This is a genomic window from Micromonospora sp. NPDC050795, assembly GCF_044456785.1.
Lineage (GTDB): Bacteria > Actinomycetota > Actinomycetes > Mycobacteriales > Micromonosporaceae > Micromonospora.
In genome coordinates, this window is sequence record NZ_JBITGE010000003.1 from 215,286 (window position 1) to 234,907 (window position 19,622).

Below are 19,622 nucleotides of genomic sequence, written 5' to 3' on the forward strand. Positions count from 1 at the left end.
GGACAGCCTACGGTCCGCTGGCCGGACGAGGTACGGGACGCTGCTCCGGCGCGGCCGGCAGCTCCCCGCAGCACCCTTCGTGCTCGTACCCCTGGGGGCAGCGGGACCGGTCGGGCAGCAGCAGGTCACAGAAGACCCGGTGCCGGTTGTTCTGATCGTCGGCGTTGGAGACGGTGGTCTCGCCGGCGTCCAACTCGGGCAGGAAGCCCAGGGACACCGCGACCCGTCCGGCCAGCACTGTCGCCGCCGCCAGATTCGGCACCCGGATCGGCAGGTGGATGACGAAGCCCGGCTCGTCGTCCTCGCGGGTCCGCTCGGCGGGCTGGCTCGGCACCCGGGCTGTCTCCGCCTGCTCCGGCATCCGGCGGTACGACCGTTCGTTGATCGGCTGGTTGGTGACCTGCCCGCCGGCCTCGACCACGGACCCGACCCGGCGGGGCCGCTCGTTCGTCGGGAACTGGGTGCGAGGAATGTTGTCCGCGTCGCGCATGCACTGCCTCCGGTCGTACCTCTCGGACCATGCTTCCGGCCCGGACCCATTCGTCCGTTCCGGCCCCCGCACGGGGACGAAGGTAGGTCTGTGGCCGCGGTCCCGCCAACAGGACGCGCACAAGAGGTCATCAACAGTCACATATGCGACACACCGCAGGTCGGAGGCCCGACACCGAAACCGGCGCGGGTACCGCTCACCGGATCGCCGGCCCACTCGACAGGCAGGGGCGACACCGATCCGGTCATCGACCGCTACCCTTCCGGTCGGACGGTCGCGCAGCGCCCGGCCGCCCGCTCGATCACGCTCGGCGCCAGGGGTGGCGGCGGGCGCCGCACCCCTGGGGGAACGACATGACCCACCCGCCCAGCGGCGACCAGGCCGGCACACCCGCTCACCCGCCGGCCCACCCGGATCCCGCCGGTCAGCCCGGCGCGCCGACCATCCCCAGCCAGCCGACCCCCGCTCCGCCGCCCGGGCAGCTCGCCCTCCCCGCCTCCCCCGCCCAGCCGGCACTCCCCGCCGCCCCCACCTCACCGGCCTTCCCCGGGCAGCCCAGCGGCCCCGGCCAGCCGGCCTTCCCGGGGCAACCCAGCGGCGCCGGGCAGCCGGCCCTCCCCGGGCAGATCGGCGGCCCGAGCCAGCCCGCCTTCCCCGGGCAACTGGGCGGCGCCGGGCAGCCGGACGGGCCTGGCGGCCCCTCCTCGGCGGCCGCACCGACGCAGCCGGGTGCCCCGAACTCCTCGTCGATCCCCCCGGCCCCGCCGTCCTATCCGCCCTACCAGGGCACGCCCGCGCCGAAGAAGAAGCGCGGTCTGCTGATCGCGGCGATCGCCCTGGTCGTGATCATGGTGCTCTGCGTCGGGGGTGGCGTGGTGGCCTTCCTGACCCTGCGCGATGCCGAGACCGGCGAGGGCGCCAAGGAGCCGGCGGTCGCCGTCGACGAGTTCCTGACCGCGGTCTACAAGGATCGCGACGCGACCAAGGCGGCCGGTCACGTCTGCGCCGCTTCCCGCGACGACGACAAGATCGCCGCGAAGGTGGCCGAGGTGGAGAAGTACGCCTCCACCTACCAGAACCCGCGCTTCCGGTGGACCACCCCGAAGGTGGACAACCAGACCGGGGAACGGGCCACCGTCTCCACCCGGCTCACCATGACCACCGCCGACGAGAAGGTGGCCGACCAGGAGTTGCGCTTCACCGTGGTGCAGAAGACGGGTTGGTGGGTCTGCGAGGTCGCCTGACCGCCCAGCCTGGATAGGCTCGACGGGTGTGTGCAGCTGAGCGTCCGATCGACCCGGCCGGTACCGGGTGGCCCGCCCGTCTCCACGTGGTGACCGGCAAGGGCGGCACCGGTAAGACCAGCGTGGCGGCGGCGCTGGCCATGGCGCTCGCCACCGGCGGCCGGCGCACCCTGCTGGTCGAGGTCGAGGGGCGGCAGGGCATCGCCCAACTGTTCGGCATCGAGCCGCTGCCCTACGAGGAACGCCACCTCGCCGACGCGCCGGACGGCGGTGAGGTGCGCGCGCTCGCCGTGGACGCCGAGGAGGCGTTGCTCGAGTACCTGGACATGTTCTACAAACTGGGCGCGGCGGGCCGGGCGCTGCGCAAGCTCGGTGCCATCGACTTCGCCACCACCATCGCGCCCGGCCTGCGGGACGTCCTCCTCACCGGCAAGGTGAAGGAGGCCACCACCCGCACGACCGGGCAGCGGCGCGCGTACGACGCGGTGGTGCTGGACGCCCCGCCGACCGGGCGGATCGGCCGGTTCCTCAACGTGACGGCGGAGACGGCCCGGCTGGCCAAGGTGGGCCCGATCAAGACCCAGAGCGAGGGGGTCGCCGCGTTGCTGCGGTCCCCGATGACAGCGGTGCACGTGGTCACGCTGCTGGAGGAGATGCCGATCCAGGAGACGGTCGACGCGATCGCCGACCTGACCGCCCTCGGCTTCGGCGTCGGAAAGGTGCTCGTCAACGGAGTCCGACCGCCGCTGCCCGCCGGAGCGGCGGTCACCGCCGCCGAGTTAAAGCGCGGGCTGGTCGCGGCCGGGCTGCCGGCCGATCGGGACATCGTGGCCGGGTTACACGACGAGGCGCGCGACCAGCTCATCCGGCGCGAACTGGAAGATTCGCTCCGCGCCGACCTGGTGGAGTTGGGGCTGCCGATGATCGAGCTGCCGTTGCTGCCCGACGGGGTGGATCGCGCGGGGCTCGCGACGCTGGCCCAGGCCCTCGTCCGCGCCGAATGACTCACACCTGAGCGCAGCACGGGCGCGCGGACCCGCCGGCCCGATACGCTCGATTGGTGCCTTCCGAAGACGCGGCGCCGCAGCTGGACGTCGACCAGATCCTCGCCGACCCAGGCGTGCGGATCGTCGTGTGCTGCGGTGCCGGCGGAGTGGGAAAGACGACCACGGCCGCGGCGCTGGCGCTGCGGGCCGCCGAGCACCACGGGCGACGCACTGTGGTGCTCACCATCGACCCGGCCCGCCGGCTGGCCCAGTCGCTGGGCCTGACCGAGCTGGACAACACCCCTCGCCAGGTCAAGGGGATCGACGTCGAGAGCAGCGGCGGCGAGTTGCACGCCATGATGCTGGACATGAAGCGCACCTTCGACGACGTGGTGTTGCAGCACACCGACCCGACGAAGGCCGCGGAGATCTTCGCGAACCCGTTCTACCAGGCGATGAGCTCGACCTTCGCCGGCACGCAGGAATACATGGCGATGGAGAAGCTGGGTCAGTTGCACGCCCGGGGCGAGTGGGACCTGATCGTGGTGGACACCCCACCGTCCCGCTCGGCACTGGACTTCCTGGATGCGCCGGCTCGGCTCTCCCGTTTCCTCGACGGCCGGATGCTGCGACTGCTGCTGGCTCCGGCGCGCAGCGGCGGGCGGAGCATGTTCAGCCTGGTCACGGCCTCGTTCGGGATGTTCTCAAAGGTGGTGCAGAAGGTGCTCGGCGCACAGCTGCTAACCGACCTGTCCGGCTTCGTGGCGGCACTTGATTCGATGTTCGGTGGTTTCCGGCAGCGTGCCGAGCAGACGTACCGCATCCTGCAGGCGCGGGAGACGGCCTTTCTGCTGGTCGCGACGCCGGAGCCGGACGCGGTCCGGGAGGCCGCCTACTTCGCGGGCCGGCTGCGCGACGAGCGGATGCCGCTGGCCGGCCTGGTGCTCAACCGGGTGCACCGCCCGGCGGTCCCGGCGCTGGACGCCGAGCAGAGCCAGGTCGCCGCCGAGCGGCTGACCCAGCTGGGTGGGCATGAGGCCACCGCCGACGTGTTGCGGGCGCACGCGGCCTTGGCTCGCCAGGCGGTACGCGAGCAGCAGGTCGCCGCGCGCTTCACGGAGGCCTTCCCGGCCGTGCCGGCGGTTTCGGTCACGGCGCAGCCCGCCGACGTGCACGACGTCGACGGGCTACGGACGATCGGCGCGGCGATCAGCCGGTCGTGACCGGCGTCAGTTGGCCGCGCTGACGAGAATCTTGTCCTTGCCGGCCTTGTCCTTGCTGTTCTTCTTCATCGCGGCCTCGAACATCTTGCGCCAGCTCGTCACCTGGGGGTGACGACGCAGCAGCGCCCGCCGTTCGCGTTCGGTCATGCCGCCCCACACACCGAACTCGATCCGGTTGTCCAGGGCGTCGGCCAGGCACTCGTACCGAACAGGGCAGCTCCGGCAGATCCGCTTCGCCACGTTCTGTTCGGCGCCCTGTACGAACAACGCGTCCGGGTCCCCGTTCTGACATGCCGCCAGTGACGGCCAGTCAGTGATCATGCCCATGTGTACACGTCCCCCCTTGCAGTACCTACCGACCTCGTCGATGCACGTCAGCCGGCAATTCCCCCCGATCGCCCGGCCTGCCTTCCCCAAGGCGGCGCGGACGACATCTGGCGCTGTCGCCGCCCCCATCATGCTCTGTAGTCGACTGATTACGCAACGTTGTCGGCGAAATCCATCATTTCGGACAGTCCCGGCTTCCCGGGCCTTCGACCGCCGGTTACCCCGCCGAGGTCAGCGATAACGCTGCGCCGCCTCACTGAATCGGAGGAGACTCACGCCAGGTCACACGCAACCAAGTAGCGGGGGTCGTGCGTTTAGCACAACGAGGGCAGCGCGCGCAGGAAATGGGGAAAGAACGCCCCAGCGCCCCTCGTTCCCTACTCGCGTACCCTGTCGAGGTGACCTGGATGCGGAAACGTGACCACAATGTGCTGACCAACGCCGCATCGCTACTCGTGTGTGGCCTGCTGGCCGGCGTGGTGGTCGCTGCGGCGGCCTTCCCCGCGGTAGCGATGTCCGGCCTGGCCGCGAAGGCCGGCGCCGAGACGTTCGGTGCCCTGCCCACGGAGCTGACGGTGGCCCGCGCGCCACAGATCAGCTACCTGATGGCATCGGACGGCAAGACACCGCTCGCGACGATGTACGACGAGAACCGACGGGACGTCAAGCTCGCCGACATCTCGCCGTTCATGCAGAAGGCCATCATCGCGGCCGAGGACCATGACTTCTACAAGCACAACGGCGTCGACATCAACGGTGTCGCCCGGGCGTTCGTCAACAACCAGAGCGAAGGCTCCGGCCGACAGGGCGCCTCGACGCTGACCATGCAGTACGTCCGGCTGGCCATCGCGTACTCGGCCACCCACCCGGCGGACGTCGTCGCGGCGACCGAGGACACCAGCGCCCGCAAGCTGCGCGAGATGCGGTTGGCCCTCCAGGTCGACAAGGAATTCTCCAAGGACGAGATCCTCACCCGCTATCTCAACCTCGCCTCGTTCGGCAACGGCGCGTACGGCATCTACGCCGCCAGCCAGGTCTACTTCGGTAAGCCGCCGAGCAAGCTGAAGATCGAGGAAGCGGCGTTGCTGGCCGGCATGGTCAAGGCGCCCACGACGAACGACCCGACCACCGAACTCGGCTACCCGCTCGCGCTGGACCGCCGCGACTACGTCATCCAGAACATGGTCGACATCAAGGCCATCACCCAGCAGGAGGCGGACGCCGCCAAGGCGGCCAAGCTGGTGGTGAAGGACAAGCGCACCCCGAACGGCTGCGTCGCCGCCAACGTCAACGAGTGGGGCTTCTTCTGCGACTACTTCTACCGCTGGTGGATGGATCAGGAGACGTTCGGTTCGACCAGGTACGACCGGGAGCGCCGGCTCAAGAGCGGTGGCTACACCGTCGTGACCTCGATCGACGTCCAGGCGCAGCGCGCCGCGGACAAGGCGGTCCGTAAGGCCAAGAGCATCAACAGCAAGGAAGCCGCGATGGTCGCGGTCGTCGAGCCGGGCACCGGCCGGGTGCGGGCGCTCGCGGTCAACCGGCAGTTCAAGCTCGACGACCCGAAGAACCCGAAGAACAAGATCTCCAGCGATCCCGCGAAGAGCAAGAAGAAGATTCGGGGCAACTACCCGGCGACTGTCAACCCGCTGCTCACCGGTGGTGACGGCATCACCGGCTACCAGGCCGGGTCGACGTTCAAGATGTTCACCATCGTCGCGGCGCTGGAAAAGGGCATCCCGCTCAGCTACTCGATGAACGCGCCGAAGCAGTTCAAGTCGGAATACATCATCCGCCCTGGTCCGGCGGCCTGCCCGGGGACCAGTTTCTACTGCCCCACCAACTCGACCGAGAGCATGGCCGGCCCGCACAACATGTGGACCGCGTTCGGTCGGTCGGTGAACACCTACTTCGTGCCGCTCCAACAGCAGGTTGGCGCGGAGAACGTGGTCAAGGCCGCCAAGCGGCTGGGCATCAACTTCCGGTCCGAGGAAGATCTGACCCTGGAGAAGGGCGCGCACCAGTGGGGTGCGTTCACCCTGGGCGTCTCGCAGACCACCCCGCTGGACCTGGCCAACGCCTACGCCACCCTGGCCGCGGACGGCAAGTACTGCGAACCGATCCCGGTGCAGGAGATCCGCGACCCGGAGGGCAACAAGCTGGACATCGCCAACCCGCGCTGCGAGAAGCGGTTCAGCACCGAGGTGGCCCGCGCCGCCGTGGACGCGGCCCGGTGCCCGCTCGGTGACAAGTCGTCGTCCTCCCGGTGCGCGGGGGCGACCGCCGGAAACGTGCGCGGCGACGTCGGTTACCCGGTGGCCGGCAAGTCCGGTACCACCGACTCGGAGAAGACCGCCGCGCTGGTCGCGATGACCAAGCAGTACTCCGTCGCCGGCATCATGGCCGACCCGGACTGGCCGCAGACCAACGTGAAGATGAAGCACGCGGAGAAGGACGGCATCAACCCGCCGGTCTGGGAGACGCTGCGGGACGCGATGAAGGGCAAGCCGAAGATCGACTTCGACGCGCCGGGTCAGAAGATCTCCCAGGGTGACCAGCGCAGCATCCCCGACGTGAAGTGCGTTTCGGTGGAAACCGCGAAGTCCCGGCTCAAGGGTGCCGGCTTCGAGCCGGTCGTCTCCAGCGCCAAGGTGCCGTCCTCCTGCAAGGCGGGTGAAGCGGCCGGCACCAGCCCGGACGGACGGACGATCAAGGGTGGTGTGGTCACCATCGAGGTCAGCAGTGGCGGCGGCGGCACGCCGGGCAACACCGACGGCAATCCGGGCGGTCTGCCCGGCGGCCCGCCCGGGGGCCGACCCGGTGGTCGCCCCGGCGGCTGAACCGACGGGTAGGACACAACGGGCGGGCACCCTTCAGTGGGTGCCCGCCCGTTTCGTCTGTCGGGACCGGCGGGTGGCTGCGACACGTCGTGCCGCCCCGCTGACCCTGCCGGGTCAGAGACCGAGCTGTCGGCGTACCTCGGCGGCCACCCGACCACCCTCGGCCTGGCCGGCCACCGCGGCCTGGGCCGCCTTCATCGCCGGGCCCATCTGGGACTTGCCGGTGAAGCCGCCCGCGGCGAGCGCCCCCGACACCAGCTCGGTCAGCTCGGCGTCCGAGAGCTGCTTGGGCAGGTAGCGGTCCAACACCTCGCCCTCGGCGCTCTCCTTCGCGGCCTGCTCGGCGCGCCCGGCGTCGGCGAAGGCGGTGGCCGCCTCGCGACGCTTCTTCGCTTCCTTGGTCAGCACCGCGAGCACCTCGTCATCGGTGAGCTCGCGCTTGGCCTTGCCGGCGACCTCGGCGGTGCCGACGGCGGCCAGGGCCATCCGCAGCGTGGAGGTGGTCAGCTCGTCGCGCGCCTTGAGCGCGGTACGCATGTCGGCAGTGAGGCGGTCCTTCAGCGTGCTCATGGACGGTCAAACTACCCTGAACGCCATGCGAAAGCGCACACTATTCCGGCTCGCCGCCGGAACCGCCACGATCGGCGCGGCCACCCTCGCGTACGCGTCGCTCGTCGAGCGCAACATGTTCACCCTGCGGCGGTACGACGTGCCGGTGCTCCCGGCCGACGCGGAGCCGCTGCGCGTGCTGCACCTGTCGGACCTGCACATGATGCCCGACCAGGCGCGCAAGCAGCGCTGGGTGGCATCGCTGGCCGCCCTCGACCCCGACCTGGTGGTGGTCACCGGCGACAACATGGCGCACCCTGGCGCGGTGCCCGGGGTGCTCCGGGCCCTGCAACCACTGCTGGACTACCCGGGCGCGTTCGTGTTCGGCTCCAACGACTACACCGGGCCGGTGCTGAAGAACCCCTTCACCTACTTCCTGCCCGACCGGGAGTACACCGAGGGCGTCGAGCTGCCGTACGAGGAGTTGCGTCAGGTCTTCACCGGCGCCGGCTGGGTGGACCTCAACAACGCCCGGACCATGCTGAAGGCCGGCGGTCGACAGCTCGACCTGGTCGGCGTCGACGACCCGCACATCGACCGGGACGACTACCCCTCCGTAGCCGGCGCGGTGTCGTCCTCGGCGGACCTCTCCATCGCGGTGACGCACTCACCCGAGCCACGGGTGCTCGACCAGATGGCGGCGGACGGCTTCGGGCTGCTGCTGGCCGGGCACACCCACGGTGGTCAGGTCTGCGTACCGGGCTACGGGGCGCTCGTGACCAACTGCGGCCTGCCCCGCTCGATGGCGCGCGGCCTGCACCGGTGGCCGGGCTCGGACTCCTGGCTGCACGTCTCCGCCGGCCTCGGCACCCACCCGACCGCCCCGATCCGCTTCGCCTGCCCCCCGGAGGCCAGCATCCTGACCCTCATCCCCCGCTGACCGCTACGCCCGCGCTGCCGCCCTGCCGCTTCGCCGCCGCTTCGAGATTCGCGCACCATCGGGGATGTTGCTGCCTCGGCGCGTCGTGAGGCAGCAACATCCCGGAAGTTGTGCGGATCTTGGCTCTTGTGGGCAGGGTCCGGGCGGTGGGGGTACCGAGTTTGACCATCGGGGCGGGTGGGCTACTATTTGTCGGCACGCCTCGGGGTGTGGCGCAGCTTGGTAGCGCGCTTCGTTCGGGACGAAGAGGTCGTCGGTTCGAATCCGGCCACCCCGACCAGAGGCAAGAGGGCACATCCGACTCATGGATGTGCCCTCCGGCATATCCACGGTGCGCAGCGGCTCCAGGTCCCCAACGGCGACCGCATCCCGTAGCGCGACCTGGCACGGTCCGCATCCCGGCGGAGTACCTGGAGGTCGTGGCGCGGCGGGTCGCCGTTCCCGCCTGACCCGGCATCACCCGAAGATCATGGATCCTTTCGACCGGACCCCAAGCCGGCCGAAAGGTGGTTGCCACCTGGCTTCATGCACGATCTGATGCGGTTGATCATTCGCCCAATCGGCGGGTGAGAACGGGGAGGGCAATCCACTGTGATCAGATCCAGGCCGCGCCGTGGCATCGTGAGCGCACTCGCGCTGACGCTTGGCGTCAGCGGGCTCACTCTCATCTCCACCGCGAACGCCGCCACCGCAGCACCCCACTTGGACGGTCCGCCGTCGGTCCAGGTGGGGTGGACCGACTCGGCGACGCCGAAGAAGGCATACCCGGTGGACAGCAACACCAACGTCCCGCTCGGCACCTGGCAGGACGACAAGGGCAAGAGCCACACCTCGCGGGTGTACGCCACCTTCGACCTCGCCGCCTACGAAGGCAAGAAGATCTACGGCGGCACGGTGTTCGTCGAGGAACGCACCGTCGCCGACTGCAGCAAGCGTGCCGTCGAGATCTGGCGTACGAAGCCGGTCACCACGACGCCGACCTGGAACCGAGCACCTGAACCGCTCGCCAAGCTCGGCGAGGTCCTCACTCCGGTGCAGTTCTGCCCCGGAGCCACCATCACGGTCGACGTGGGCGCCGCGGTGCAGGATGCGGTGGCACACCGGCAGCGTCACATCACCTTCGAGATCCGGGTGCCGGAGCAGTACGAGAGCGACGCGTCCTACAGCCGAGGGCTGCACCCGTACCGCAGCGTCGACCTGAACGTCGAGTTCAACTCGGTGCCGCAGATTGACAACGCCCACCTGTACAACGGGGGTCTGCCCTGCACCCAACTGACGCCGTATCCGCGCATCGGCGGGTTCGCCGGCATCCTGGAGGCGGTCGGCAGCGACGCCGACGAGTACGACGAGCGCGCGGTCAAGACCGAGGTCGTCATCTGGCCGAAGGCCAACCCGGACGCTCGCCAGGTGTTCACCGGTGAGCACGGCCTCACCGGCCGAGCCAACCGGGTCGACCTGCCCGAGGGCACGCTCGCCGACGGCAAGACCTACGTCTGGCAGGCCCGGGTGACCGACGGCGCGGACTACTCGCCCTGGTCGAAGAAGTGCTTCTTCACCCACGACCGCACCGCTCCCGTCGAGCCCACCATCACCTCGGCCAACTATCCGCAGGACAGCACGGGCGAGGCGGGGCCGACCGGCGTGTCGCCGGTCTTCACCTTCTCCGGGAACGGCGACAAGGACGTCGCCGGTTTCGAATACTCGTGGCGCAGCCTGGGCGGCCACGGCTGCTCGGCCAGTGGCGAGTACGGCCAGTTGGAGTGCACCCACCCGTTGGACCAGTCAGGATCGGTTCGGGCGAACACCCCCGGCGGTGCGGCGACCGTGACGATCGATCTGATCGGCTCCGGGCCGCAGCAGTTGAGCGTCCGCACGATCGACCTCGCGGGCAACGTCTCCGAGACCGTCGAGTACCGCACTCTGGTGCCGCGGGTCGAGCCCGAGGTGAGGGTGGAGACCGGTACGCCCGAGTGGGGGCAGGAAATTCTCCTGAAGTTCGTCCCGGCCCCTGGCGTCACAGGTGTCCGCGACTACGAGGTCACCCTGGACGGGGGAACGCCGGAGACCCTGGACGCCCAAGAGGAGGGCACGGCCTTCTTCAGCTTCGTCGCCACGAACCCGAACGGACACCACCTCACGGTGCGCAGCCGCAGTGACAACGGGTTCGTCTCGCCGGAGGGCAACTGGTCCACGTCCTTCTATCCCGGCCCCGGGGTGAAGTCCGACGTCTACTCCTCGCCGGACGGTTCAGCTGTCGGCGGAGTGGGGATCGAGGGCACCTTCACCTTCTCCCCACCGCCGGGCTGGACGGACACCACGGCCTACCAGTACAGCTTCAACGGTGCCGAGCCGACCGAGGTGCCGGCCGACGCGAACGGCCGGGCCACGATCACCTGGACGCCGACCGCCACCGGGTACATGGACCTGACCGTCTACGCCGTACGCGGCGACGGCACGATCAGCGACTACCCCAACTGGTACTCCTTCGAGGTGGCGGCCTCCGCCTCCTGACCCACCCAAATACGGGGGCGGCCACACATCGATGTGGCCGCCCCCGTTCGTCAGTCCTGCCGTTCGGTGCGCTCGATCTCCGCGAACGCGGCGGCCAGGTAGTCGTCCAACGGCACGCTGGTCGCCGTCAACAGGTCGGCCACCAGCAGCGGAGCGTGGCGGGCCAGCGCCGAAGCGTCCGGCGGTGACTCGTCGCTGTCGGGGTCGTACACGCCCAACGCGCCGGCCAGCAGGACGAGCACCACGTGCGGGTCGACGTCCGTTCGCCACCGCGTCGACTCCTGTACGCAGCGGGTCAACACCTGGCGGATGTCGTCGCCGGTCAACCCGTCCGGATGGCTCTCCTCCAGCAGCAACCGGACCACGGCGCCGAGCACCAGGCCGGAACGCTCGTCCGCGGCGAGACCGCCGACCGCCTCGTCGTACGCCTGACCGTCGCGTGCCTGGGCGGCGGCGACGGCCGTCGTCGCGGTCAACGCGATGGCGCGGGCGGTAGCGGGCAGATGTCGCCAGGTGCCGGTCATCGCGCCAGCATCGCAGACCCGACGGACACCGACCGACCGCGATCACGGCAAGTGGATCAACGTGGGATTGGTCACCGACCGGTCCCGGTGAACGCGAGTCGTGGCCAAAACGGTTCGCGCGGCGTCGGACCCACCTAACAGAATGCCGGCATGCTGCGTCGTGTCCTGCCCCGCCGTTCGGAAGCTCGCCGGATCCTCCTCGGCACACTGCTGTCGGCGATCGGGCGGGGTCTGACCCTGCCGTTCCTGTTCATCTACCTGACCGACGTGCGCGGGCTCACCGACACCCGCGCCGGGCTCGTCATCGGCTGGTACGGCGTGGTCACCCTGGCCCTGTCGCCGCTGGGCGGGACGCTGATCGACCGGGTCGGCGCCCGCTGGGTGGTGGTGCCCTGCCTGCTGATCGAGGCGATCGGCACCGGCTCGCTGGCGCTGGTCCACTCGACCGGCTCGGCCCTACTGGTAATGACGGTGATCGCCATCGGCAGCTCGGCGATCTGGTCCGGGCAGAACACCATCCTCGCGTCGCTGACCGACGACGATGAACGGCAACGCGTCTTCGGGCTGAACTTCGCCCTGCTCAACCTCGGCATCGGCATCGGTGGCATGACCTCCGGCGCGATCGTCGACACCGCCCGGCCCGGCACCTTCCAGGCTATCTACCTGCTGGACGCGGTGACATACCTGATGCCGGCGCTGATCCTGCTCACCCTGCCCGGGGTGGGCCACCGACTCGGCAAACGTCGAGGCGTCGACGAACCGTCGCCCGGCGGCTACCTGACGGTGCTCCGCGACCGCCCGTTCCGACGACTGGTGATCTTCGGTCTGATCCTCACCACCTGCGGCTACGCGCAGGTGGAGGTGGGCTTCGCCGCGTACGCGGTGCGCGTGGCGGAGGTGAACCCCCGGGTGGTGGCCTGGGCACTCGCGGCCAACACGGTGATGATCGTGCTCGCGCAACTGGTGGTCATCCGCCGGATCGAGGGGCGCAGCCGCACCCGGGCGTTGGCCGTGGTCGGAGCGGTGTTCGCCGCCGCCTGGCTGGTCCTCGGCGTGGCCGGCCTGGTCAGTGCCGAGAACGCCGTGCTGGCCGCCCTGTGCGTGGTGCTCTGCTCGGCGATCTTCGGCTTCGGCGAGACGATGCTGTCCCCGGTGATGCCCGCACTGACCAACGCGCTGGCCACCGACGAGCTGCGCGGCCGGTACAACGCCATGAGTTCGATGATCTTCGGAATCAGCGGTGTGATCGGCCCAGTGACCGCCGGCCCACTCATCGGCGCCGCCAACGGCATGGTCTGGGTGGCGACGGTGGTCGGCGGCTGCCTGGTCGCCTCGCTGGTCGCGCTCTCCCTGCGCCGGCTGCTCACCACGGAGCAGGACGGTCTCGCGACGACCAACCCGGCATCCCCCACCCCCACGCCCGCCCCCGCCTGACCCTCACCGCCCCCTCCGTCGGCGTCGTCGCACCGCCCGCGACATACCCCGCCCGCCCTCACCAAGCACCCCGCTCCGCCCCGCCGCACCCCGCACCCCGCACCATGAGGCGCACAACTTCCCGGAAGTTGGTGCCTCGGGCGCGCGGGAGACAGCAACATCGGAGAAGTTGCGCAGATCTACCTGATCGAACCCGCCAGAATTCTGTCGCGGACCAAGATCGCGCTCAATCCTGGATGTAGTGGTATCCCGCCGCACCGATGCCACTACATCCATGTTCGAGCGCGATCTTGCCTAAAGGGGCGTGCGCGGGTGGCGCGGGCCGCGCGGCGCGGGGGCGGCGTGGGCAGCGCCCGGGCGGCGCGAGCAGCGCCCGGGCGGCGCGAGCAGCGCCCGGGCGGCGCGAGCAGCGCCCGAAGGCGGCGCGGGCGGGCAGCGCGCGAAGGCGGCGCGGGCGGGCAGACGGGCGGAGCGGGCGGGCAGACGGGCGGAGCGGGCGCAGGTAAGCAGAAGCGCGGCCTCGCGAGGGCTGGGACGGGTCGGGCCCCGGAGCTGGTGCTCCGGGGCCCGATGTCGCGGGGTCGGCCGTCAGGCGGCGGGGACCTCGGCGGTGGTGCGGATCCGGTCCAGCGTCGGTGCGGAGACCGGCGACTGAGCGGTCAGGTAGTCGACCAAGGCGTCCAGGTCGATCTGGCCGGTGACCAGGTTCGTGCCGCCGGTGAGGGCGCTGAAGCCGTCGCCTCCGCCGGCCAGGAAGTTGTTCACCGTCACCCGGTAGGTGGCGGCGGTGTCGACGGTGGTGCCGCCGAGGGTGAGGCTGCCCCGGACCACGCGGGTGCCGGCGCACGGGTCGGCGACCGTACCGGTGGTGCCGTTCGGGTCGACCACGTAGCCCACTGTGGCCGACGGGTACAGGGTCCGACCGGTGACGAACTGCTGCTCCAGTACGCAGTAGAGCTGCGCGCCGGTGAGGTCCAGTGTCGCCAGGTTGTTGGCGAACGGCTGCACCGTGAACGCCTCCTCGTAGGTGACCGGGCCGGCGTCGAGGTCGGCCCGGACCCCGCCCGGGTTCATGAAGGCGGCGACGGCGTTCTGTTCGTCGTCGGTGGCGGCGAGCTGCGCGTCGGCGATCAGGTTGCCCAGTGGCGATTCGCCTAGGCTCGTACCGAAGAGGGTTTCCTGGCTCCGGGTGATCGCCTGGCTGGTCACGCCGACCTGGCGTCCGGCGACCGGGCCGAGCACCGTCTTGTACCGGTTGATCAGCGCGGTCTGCCTCGGGTCCTTGGCGACGTCGCGGGTGACCACGACGTTGTTCGCGGCGGCGGAGATCACGTCCCCGCTCCGGCGATCGATCTTCAGGTCGATGTCGGTGACCAGGCGACCGAACGAGCTGGCGCTGGTGACCAGCTTGCCGTTGATGTCGCAGTTGTACGCCTGGTGGGTGTGCCCGCTGACCACCACGTCGATCGACGGGTCCATCCGGTTGGTGATGTCCACGATGGGGCCGGTCATGCCGACGCAGTCGTTGATCCCGCCGGTCGCGGCCTGGGTGCCACCCTCGTGCAGCAGGACGACAATCGCCTGTACGCCCTTGCGGCGCAGCTCGCGCGCGTACCGGTTGGCGGTGTCCGCCTCGTCGGCGAAGCTGAGGCCGGCGACGCCCTGCTGGCTGACGATCTGCGGGGTGCCTTCCAGGGTCATGCCGATGAAGCCGACCTTGACGCCCTGCACCTTGTGGATCGCGTACGGTGCCATGAGCGGCTTGCCGGTGGCGGTCTTGAAGGCGTTCGCGGACAGGTACTGGAAGCCAGCTCCCCGGTAGGGGGTGCCGTCGATGCAGCCGTCCACCGGGTGGCAGCCGCCGTTCTGGATCCGCAGGAGCTCGGCGGCTCCCTCGTCGAACTCGTGGTTGCCGACGCTGGCGTAGTCCAGCCCGGCCATGCTCAGCGCCTCGATGGTCGGCTCGTCGTGGAACGCGGCCGAGAGCAGCGGGGACGCACCGATCAGGTCACCGGCGGCGACGGTGATGGTGTTCTTCTTCTTGGCTGCGGCGCGCAGCTCGGCAAGGTGGGTGGCGAGGAACTCGACGCCACCAGCGGTCTGCCCGGCGATGGTGCCGCTGGACCCGCTCGGCGGTTCGAGGTTGCCGTGGAAGTCGTTGAGGGCGAGCAGGGTGACGTCGACCGGCTTCGGCCGCGCGTCGGCTTGCTCAGGGCTGGTGGCGACCGCGCCGAAAGCGGCCACCGCGAGCGCGGTCAGGCCGACCGCGGCCCGACGCATCCCGGGTATGAACATGGATCTCCTCGTGAGAATCGGCGCGTACGGTGCCTGGCCTCTGGGTCGACCGGGGCCACCGACGGACGCCGTCGAAAGGGTCGCGGATGACGGTGGTTGAGCATGGCCCCCGCCCCGACAGCCTCTCATCCGGACGCCCACCGGTCGACCCGGGCAGCGCTTAGGAGCAGCGCGTACGCCGAGGCCGTTATCGATCATTGTTTAACGCGGTCTGCCGGACATCGTCGGACCCAGGGTCTAGAAAGGACAGGGCAGCCTACGAGGAATGGGGACGGCATCGTGAGCGGAACGACACCCGTGGCGGAGCAGGTGCGATCGGTCGACGGCACGCCCATCGCGTTCGAGCGGTCCGGTGCCGGGCCGGCGGTCGTCCTCGTCGGGGGCGCGTTCAGCGATCGCGGTGCGACCCGCGACCTGGGTGCCGCGCTGGCGCCGGATTTCACCGTGTTCAGCTATGACCGTCGCGGTCGGGGCTACAGCGGTGACACCCTGCCGTACGAGGTCGGCCGCGAGATCGACGACCTGGCCGCCCTGATCGCGGCGGCGGGTGGTTCCGCCGCCGTCTACGGCATCTCCTCCGGGGCCGTCCTGGCCGCCCTCGCCACCGCACAGGGTCTTCCGGTGACCAGGTTGGTCATGTTCGAGCCACCGTTTCGGGTCGGTCCGCACGTGGGCGTCGGCAAGGACATCACACCGCAGCTCATCGAGCTGATCGCCGCCGACGACCGGGACGGCGCGGTGGAGATCTTCCTCAGTGCCTCGGTGGGGCTGCCGGCCCAGCAGATCAGCGGGATGCGGTCGCAACCGATGTGGGGTGGGCTGACGGCGATCGCGCACACCCTGGTGTACGACGCGATCGTCACCGCCGGCGGGCGACTCCCCGCCGACCGGCTGGCGACCATCACCGCACCGACCCTCGCAGTGGACAGCACCGGCAGTCCACAGTGGTTGCGGGACGCGAGTCGGGCGGCGGCCGAGGCCGTGCCGGGCGGCCGGTCCGTGAGCCTCGACGGCGGCTACCACGACGTGCCCCCGACGACGCTGGCCCCCGCGCTGCGCGAGTTCCTGCTCGGTTGACCAGCGGCCCCGGAGGCGCGACCCGGCTGGTCAGCCGTCGGCCAGCGCCTTGTCGACCAGGGCAGTGACGGCGTCCGCCGGCCAGGCGCCCGCCACGCCCGGCCGGGCGGCCAGGTAGGTGGCGATCCGCTCGGCGGGCCAGCCGTGCGACTCGCGCAGCCCTCGGGCGATCATGCCGAGGTAGATCGGCGCGGGAGGGCGACACGGCACGGCTGACGCCCCCTCGGGGGCGGTGAAGGTGAGCATCGGAACACCGTCGCGGCTGCCCGGGCAGATCAGCGTCTCGTACCGCCCCGGGCCGAGCGTGGCCCGTCCGTTGGCGACGGCGGCGTCGATGGCCGCGCCGGTCGCCGGGATCAGCTCGGTCGTGTCGCCCGGCGGGCGGTACATCTCCTGGGCCGCGATGTCGGTGAACTGCTCCAGGGTGACCAGGTAGGCGCGGGCCGCGGCCTCGCCCGGCAGGTGCGGGTCGTAGAAGGCCATGCCGCCGGTCCAGGCACCGGACTCGCCGGCGAAGTAGATGCCGCCGGGCAGCGACACAGGCGTCGACCGGCTGGGTGGGCGGCGGTCGCGGCAGCCCGGGTACGTCCGCTTTCCGCCGGGCGGGCAGCCGCCACCGATGTACCAGGCCAGCCGGGCGGCGTGCATGTTCGAGCCGTACGAGACGTACCAGGCCAGCACGGTGACGCCCCTCAGAAGCCGCAGGTCTGCCCGGTGGAGTGGCTGACCTGCACGGTGTGGGTCACGCAGCCGCCAGACTCCACCGAGTGCAGCAGGAATGCGGTGGGCTCGTGGACCCAACCGATCTGCTCGTCGGCGCTCATGGTGAGCGTGCTCTGCTTCCAGGTGCTGGGGGCCACGGTGAGGACCGTGCCCGCGTACGCCGTGGTGACCGGGCGGTGCAGGTGGCCGGCGGCGACCCGGACGACGTGCCGGTGACGGCCGATGACCTCGGCGAGGGCATCACCGTCGGCGAGCCGGATGGTGTCCGCCGCCGGGATGCCGACCGCGACCGGTGGGTGGTGCAGGAAGAGCACGGCGGGCACCTCGGGCCGCCCGGCCAGCACCCCGTCGAGCCAGTCGAGCTGCTCCTCGCCGAGTCGGCCGCCGTCGCTGCCGGGGACGAGCGAGTCGAGCACCACGACGGACACCGCCTCGTGGTCGACGTGGTAGTAGGCCGAGTAGCCGCCGCCGAGCCACGGCGTGCCCCCGAACGCGTCGAGCAGCGACTCCCGGTCGTCGTGGTTCCCGGTGGCCAGGTGCACCGGCAGCGGGAATGCGCCGATCACCTCGCGCAGCGCCGCGTACTCCTCGGGTTTCCCGTGGTCGGCCAGGTCGCCGGTGATCACCACACATTCCGGGCGGGGCCGCAACGCCAGCACCCGACCGAGCGCCCGGTGCAACCCGGCGGCGGGTTCCGCGGCGAGCAGGCCGGTGGTCAGGTGCGGGTCACTGAGCTGGGCGATGAGCACGGGCTCGCCTCCTCGGCGCCGGAGTGCTTCAGGCTATCGCCGGGCGCGACATCCCGGGGGCCGGCGTCCACAGGCCGCGTCCACAGCCTGTGGATAGCACGTGTGTACGAAGGTCGCTGTCCCGCCACCGTGAGTACGCTTGATCGAGCGGTTCGGCGTCAGCCGGGCCCCTCCCCTACCTGGAACGACGTGCGAGTGGATCATCAGCGAGTCATCCGTGACGTCACCGTTCGCCTGCCGATGGCGTCGAGCACACCGGAGGCGTGTCGGTGGACGGTCACCGCACTGTCCCGTCACACCCCGGCGACCATCTCCGTACTCCTCGCGGCCCACGACCGCCTGCGCTGCGTCGCGGCAACCGGGGCCTGGCAGGTCTTCGCCACCGTGCCGGCGCGGACCGGCATCGTCGGCCGGGTGTACGCAACCGGCGCCCCCGCTGTCGTCCCGGACGTCACAGTCGACCCGGACTACCTGCCGGTACGCCCGGACGTGACCGCCGAGCTGTGCGTACCGGTGCTGGACCCCACGGGCCGGGCGATCGGCGTACTCGACCTGCAGTGGAGCGAGCCGACCGACCTGGAGCCCTGGCGGGTGACCGCGCAGCGGCTGGCCGACGGGCTCGGTGCGCGGATCGCCGCCCTCGGTGGCCCACCGGTGGAGAGCCGCAGCGAGAAGCTGCTCCGGCACGCGTCCGCGCTCTCCTCCGCGCCGACCGAGGGAGAGGTGATGGGGGCGGCTGCCCGCGCCGCCCGGGAGGTCTCCACGCTCTCCACCGCACTGCTGTTGATCGGCGGCCAGCTCGGCCCGTCCCCGGCGACGCCGAGCGACCTGGAGACCCGGATCCGCGCCGAGTTGGCCACTGCGGGTCCGGCCGCCCTTGACCGGATGGTCGAGCGGGCGCACCGGTACGGCGCCGGGTACACGCTGGGCGAGGCCGGGCATCCCCCAACCGAGGACTACCGCCCGCTGACCCGGGCAGGGGTACGCACACTGGTCGCCGTACCGGTCGGGCCCACGGACGCCGGTGGGGTGCTGCTGGTCGCCGACGAACGCGCGCTGCGCCCGGACCCGACCACGGTCAGCCTGATGGAGTTGCTCGCCGGACAGGCCTGGACGAGCGTGGACCGGCTGCGCACGCTGTCCCGGCTGCGGGAGCAGGCAAGCAGCGACCCGCTGACCGGGTTGCGGCACACCGGCCCGTTCGGGCAGCGCATCGCTGCGGCCACCCCCGGGCGTACAGCCCTGCTGGCGATCGACGTGGACGGCTTCAAGACCGTGAACGACACGTACGGCCACCAGGCCGGTGACCAGGTGCTGGTCGGGTTGGCCCGGGCGCTGGAGGGGGCGCTGCGGCACGGCGACGAGCTGTACCGGATCGGCGGCGACGAGTTCGTCGCGGTGATCGAGGTGAGCCGCCCGGAGGAGGCGGTCCGGATCGCCGAACGGCTCACCGAGGCGGCCCGCCGCGTCGGCCGCACGATCAGCGTGGGCGTCGCACTACCCCGCCCCGGCGAAACCCCCGACCGCACCTTGAAGAGAGCCGACCAGGCCCTCTACGCGGTAAAACGCCAAGGCCGAGACGGCGTCCTCCTCTCCGCCGCCTAACCCCACGCCCCACGCCCCACGCCCCACGCCCCACGCCCCACGCCCCACGCCCCACGCCCCACGCCCCACGCCCCACGCCCCACGCCCCACGCCCCACGCCCCACG

At 70.8% G+C, this 19,622-nt stretch carries 16 protein-coding genes and 1 tRNA gene; 10 read left to right on the top strand and 7 right to left on the bottom strand.

Going from position 1 to position 19,622, the window contains the following annotated elements:
- Positions 1-7 precede the first annotated feature (7 nt).
- Positions 8-490: a hypothetical protein gene (locus ACIBEF_RS04615; protein ID WP_396791176.1), complete on the bottom strand. Its 483-nt coding sequence runs from the start codon at positions 488-490 to the stop codon at positions 8-10.
- Between the two features lie 662 nt (positions 491-1,152).
- On the opposite strand from ACIBEF_RS04615, the gene ACIBEF_RS04620 reads away from it, so the two are divergent.
- From ACIBEF_RS04620 to ACIBEF_RS04630, 3 genes are read left to right on the top strand one after another with little or no spacing between them, the layout of a single operon-like run.
- A complete protein-coding gene (locus tag ACIBEF_RS04620) occupies positions 1,153-1,734 on the top strand; it encodes a hypothetical protein (RefSeq protein ID WP_396791280.1) in 582 nt (193 codons plus the stop codon).
- Positions 1,735-1,760: 26 nt separating this feature from the next.
- Positions 1,761-2,738, top strand: coding sequence for an ArsA-related P-loop ATPase (locus tag ACIBEF_RS04625; RefSeq protein WP_396791178.1), 978 nt, complete (start codon positions 1,761-1,763; stop codon positions 2,736-2,738).
- Positions 2,739-2,791: 53 nt separating this feature from the next.
- On the top strand, positions 2,792-3,943 hold the full coding sequence (locus tag ACIBEF_RS04630; RefSeq protein WP_396791180.1) for an ArsA family ATPase: 1,152 nt from the start codon (positions 2,792-2,794) through the stop codon (positions 3,941-3,943).
- Between the two features lie 6 nt (positions 3,944-3,949).
- Here ACIBEF_RS04630 and ACIBEF_RS04635 read toward each other — a convergent pair whose 3' ends face one another.
- Positions 3,950-4,270 carry a WhiB family transcriptional regulator gene (locus ACIBEF_RS04635; RefSeq protein ID WP_030328078.1) on the bottom strand — a complete coding sequence of 107 codons (321 nt, stop codon included), beginning with the start codon at positions 4,268-4,270 and terminating at the stop codon, positions 3,950-3,952.
- A gap of 407 nt (positions 4,271-4,677) precedes the next feature.
- Between ACIBEF_RS04635 and ACIBEF_RS04640 the strand changes: the two genes are divergently transcribed.
- The gene (locus ACIBEF_RS04640; protein WP_396791182.1) at positions 4,678-7,110 is read left to right on the top strand and encodes a transglycosylase domain-containing protein; all 2,433 of its coding nucleotides are present in this window, start codon (positions 4,678-4,680) and stop codon (positions 7,108-7,110) included.
- 114 nt (positions 7,111-7,224) lie between these two features.
- On the opposite strand, the gene ACIBEF_RS04645 is transcribed toward ACIBEF_RS04640, so the two are convergent.
- Positions 7,225-7,680, bottom strand: a complete 456-nt coding sequence (locus tag ACIBEF_RS04645; protein WP_355006005.1) for a GatB/YqeY domain-containing protein — start codon at positions 7,678-7,680, stop codon at positions 7,225-7,227.
- Between the two features lie 25 nt (positions 7,681-7,705).
- On the opposite strand from ACIBEF_RS04645, the gene ACIBEF_RS04650 reads away from it, so the two are divergent.
- From ACIBEF_RS04650 to ACIBEF_RS04660, 3 genes are all read left to right on the top strand, one after another.
- On the top strand, positions 7,706-8,599 hold the full coding sequence (locus ACIBEF_RS04650; RefSeq protein WP_396791184.1) for a metallophosphoesterase: 894 nt from the start codon (positions 7,706-7,708) through the stop codon (positions 8,597-8,599).
- Between the two features lie 203 nt (positions 8,600-8,802).
- Positions 8,803-8,879 (top strand) — tRNA-Pro (locus ACIBEF_RS04655).
- 341 nt (positions 8,880-9,220) lie between these two features.
- Positions 9,221-11,110 carry a hypothetical protein gene (locus ACIBEF_RS04660; protein ID WP_396791186.1) on the top strand — a complete coding sequence of 630 codons (1,890 nt, stop codon included), beginning with the start codon at positions 9,221-9,223 and terminating at the stop codon, positions 11,108-11,110.
- A 50-nt stretch (positions 11,111-11,160) separates the two neighbouring features.
- Here ACIBEF_RS04660 and ACIBEF_RS04665 read toward each other — a convergent pair whose 3' ends face one another.
- A complete protein-coding gene (locus ACIBEF_RS04665; protein WP_387351939.1) occupies positions 11,161-11,634 on the bottom strand; it encodes a hypothetical protein in 474 nt (157 codons plus the stop codon).
- 150 nt (positions 11,635-11,784) lie between these two features.
- Here ACIBEF_RS04665 and ACIBEF_RS04670 point away from each other — a divergent pair, with 150 nt between their 5' ends.
- Entirely contained in the window at positions 11,785-13,068 is a 1,284-nt protein-coding gene (locus ACIBEF_RS04670; protein ID WP_396791187.1) for an MFS transporter, read from the top strand.
- Between the two features lie 588 nt (positions 13,069-13,656).
- Here ACIBEF_RS04670 and ACIBEF_RS04675 read toward each other — a convergent pair.
- Positions 13,657-15,363 (bottom strand): bifunctional metallophosphatase/5'-nucleotidase, encoded by a 1,707-nt coding sequence (locus ACIBEF_RS04675; protein ID WP_396791188.1) that lies wholly within the window; start codon positions 15,361-15,363, stop codon positions 13,657-13,659.
- A gap of 279 nt (positions 15,364-15,642) precedes the next feature.
- Between ACIBEF_RS04675 and ACIBEF_RS04680 the strand changes: the two genes are divergently transcribed.
- On the top strand, positions 15,643-16,440 hold the full coding sequence (locus tag ACIBEF_RS04680) for an alpha/beta fold hydrolase (protein WP_396791189.1): 798 nt from the start codon (positions 15,643-15,645) through the stop codon (positions 16,438-16,440).
- 30 nt (positions 16,441-16,470) lie between these two features.
- Here ACIBEF_RS04680 and ACIBEF_RS04685 read toward each other — a convergent pair whose 3' ends face one another.
- Entirely contained in the window at positions 16,471-17,121 is a 651-nt protein-coding gene (locus tag ACIBEF_RS04685; protein WP_396791190.1) for a histone deacetylase, read from the bottom strand.
- A gap of 11 nt (positions 17,122-17,132) precedes the next feature.
- Positions 17,133-17,912 (bottom strand): phosphodiesterase, encoded by a 780-nt coding sequence (locus ACIBEF_RS04690; protein WP_396791191.1) that lies wholly within the window; start codon positions 17,910-17,912, stop codon positions 17,133-17,135.
- Between the two features lie 195 nt (positions 17,913-18,107).
- On the opposite strand from ACIBEF_RS04690, the gene ACIBEF_RS04695 reads away from it, so the two are divergent.
- Positions 18,108-19,517: a diguanylate cyclase gene (locus ACIBEF_RS04695; RefSeq protein WP_396791193.1), complete on the top strand. Its 1,410-nt coding sequence runs from the start codon at positions 18,108-18,110 to the stop codon at positions 19,515-19,517.
- Positions 19,518-19,622: the final 105 nt, after the last annotated feature.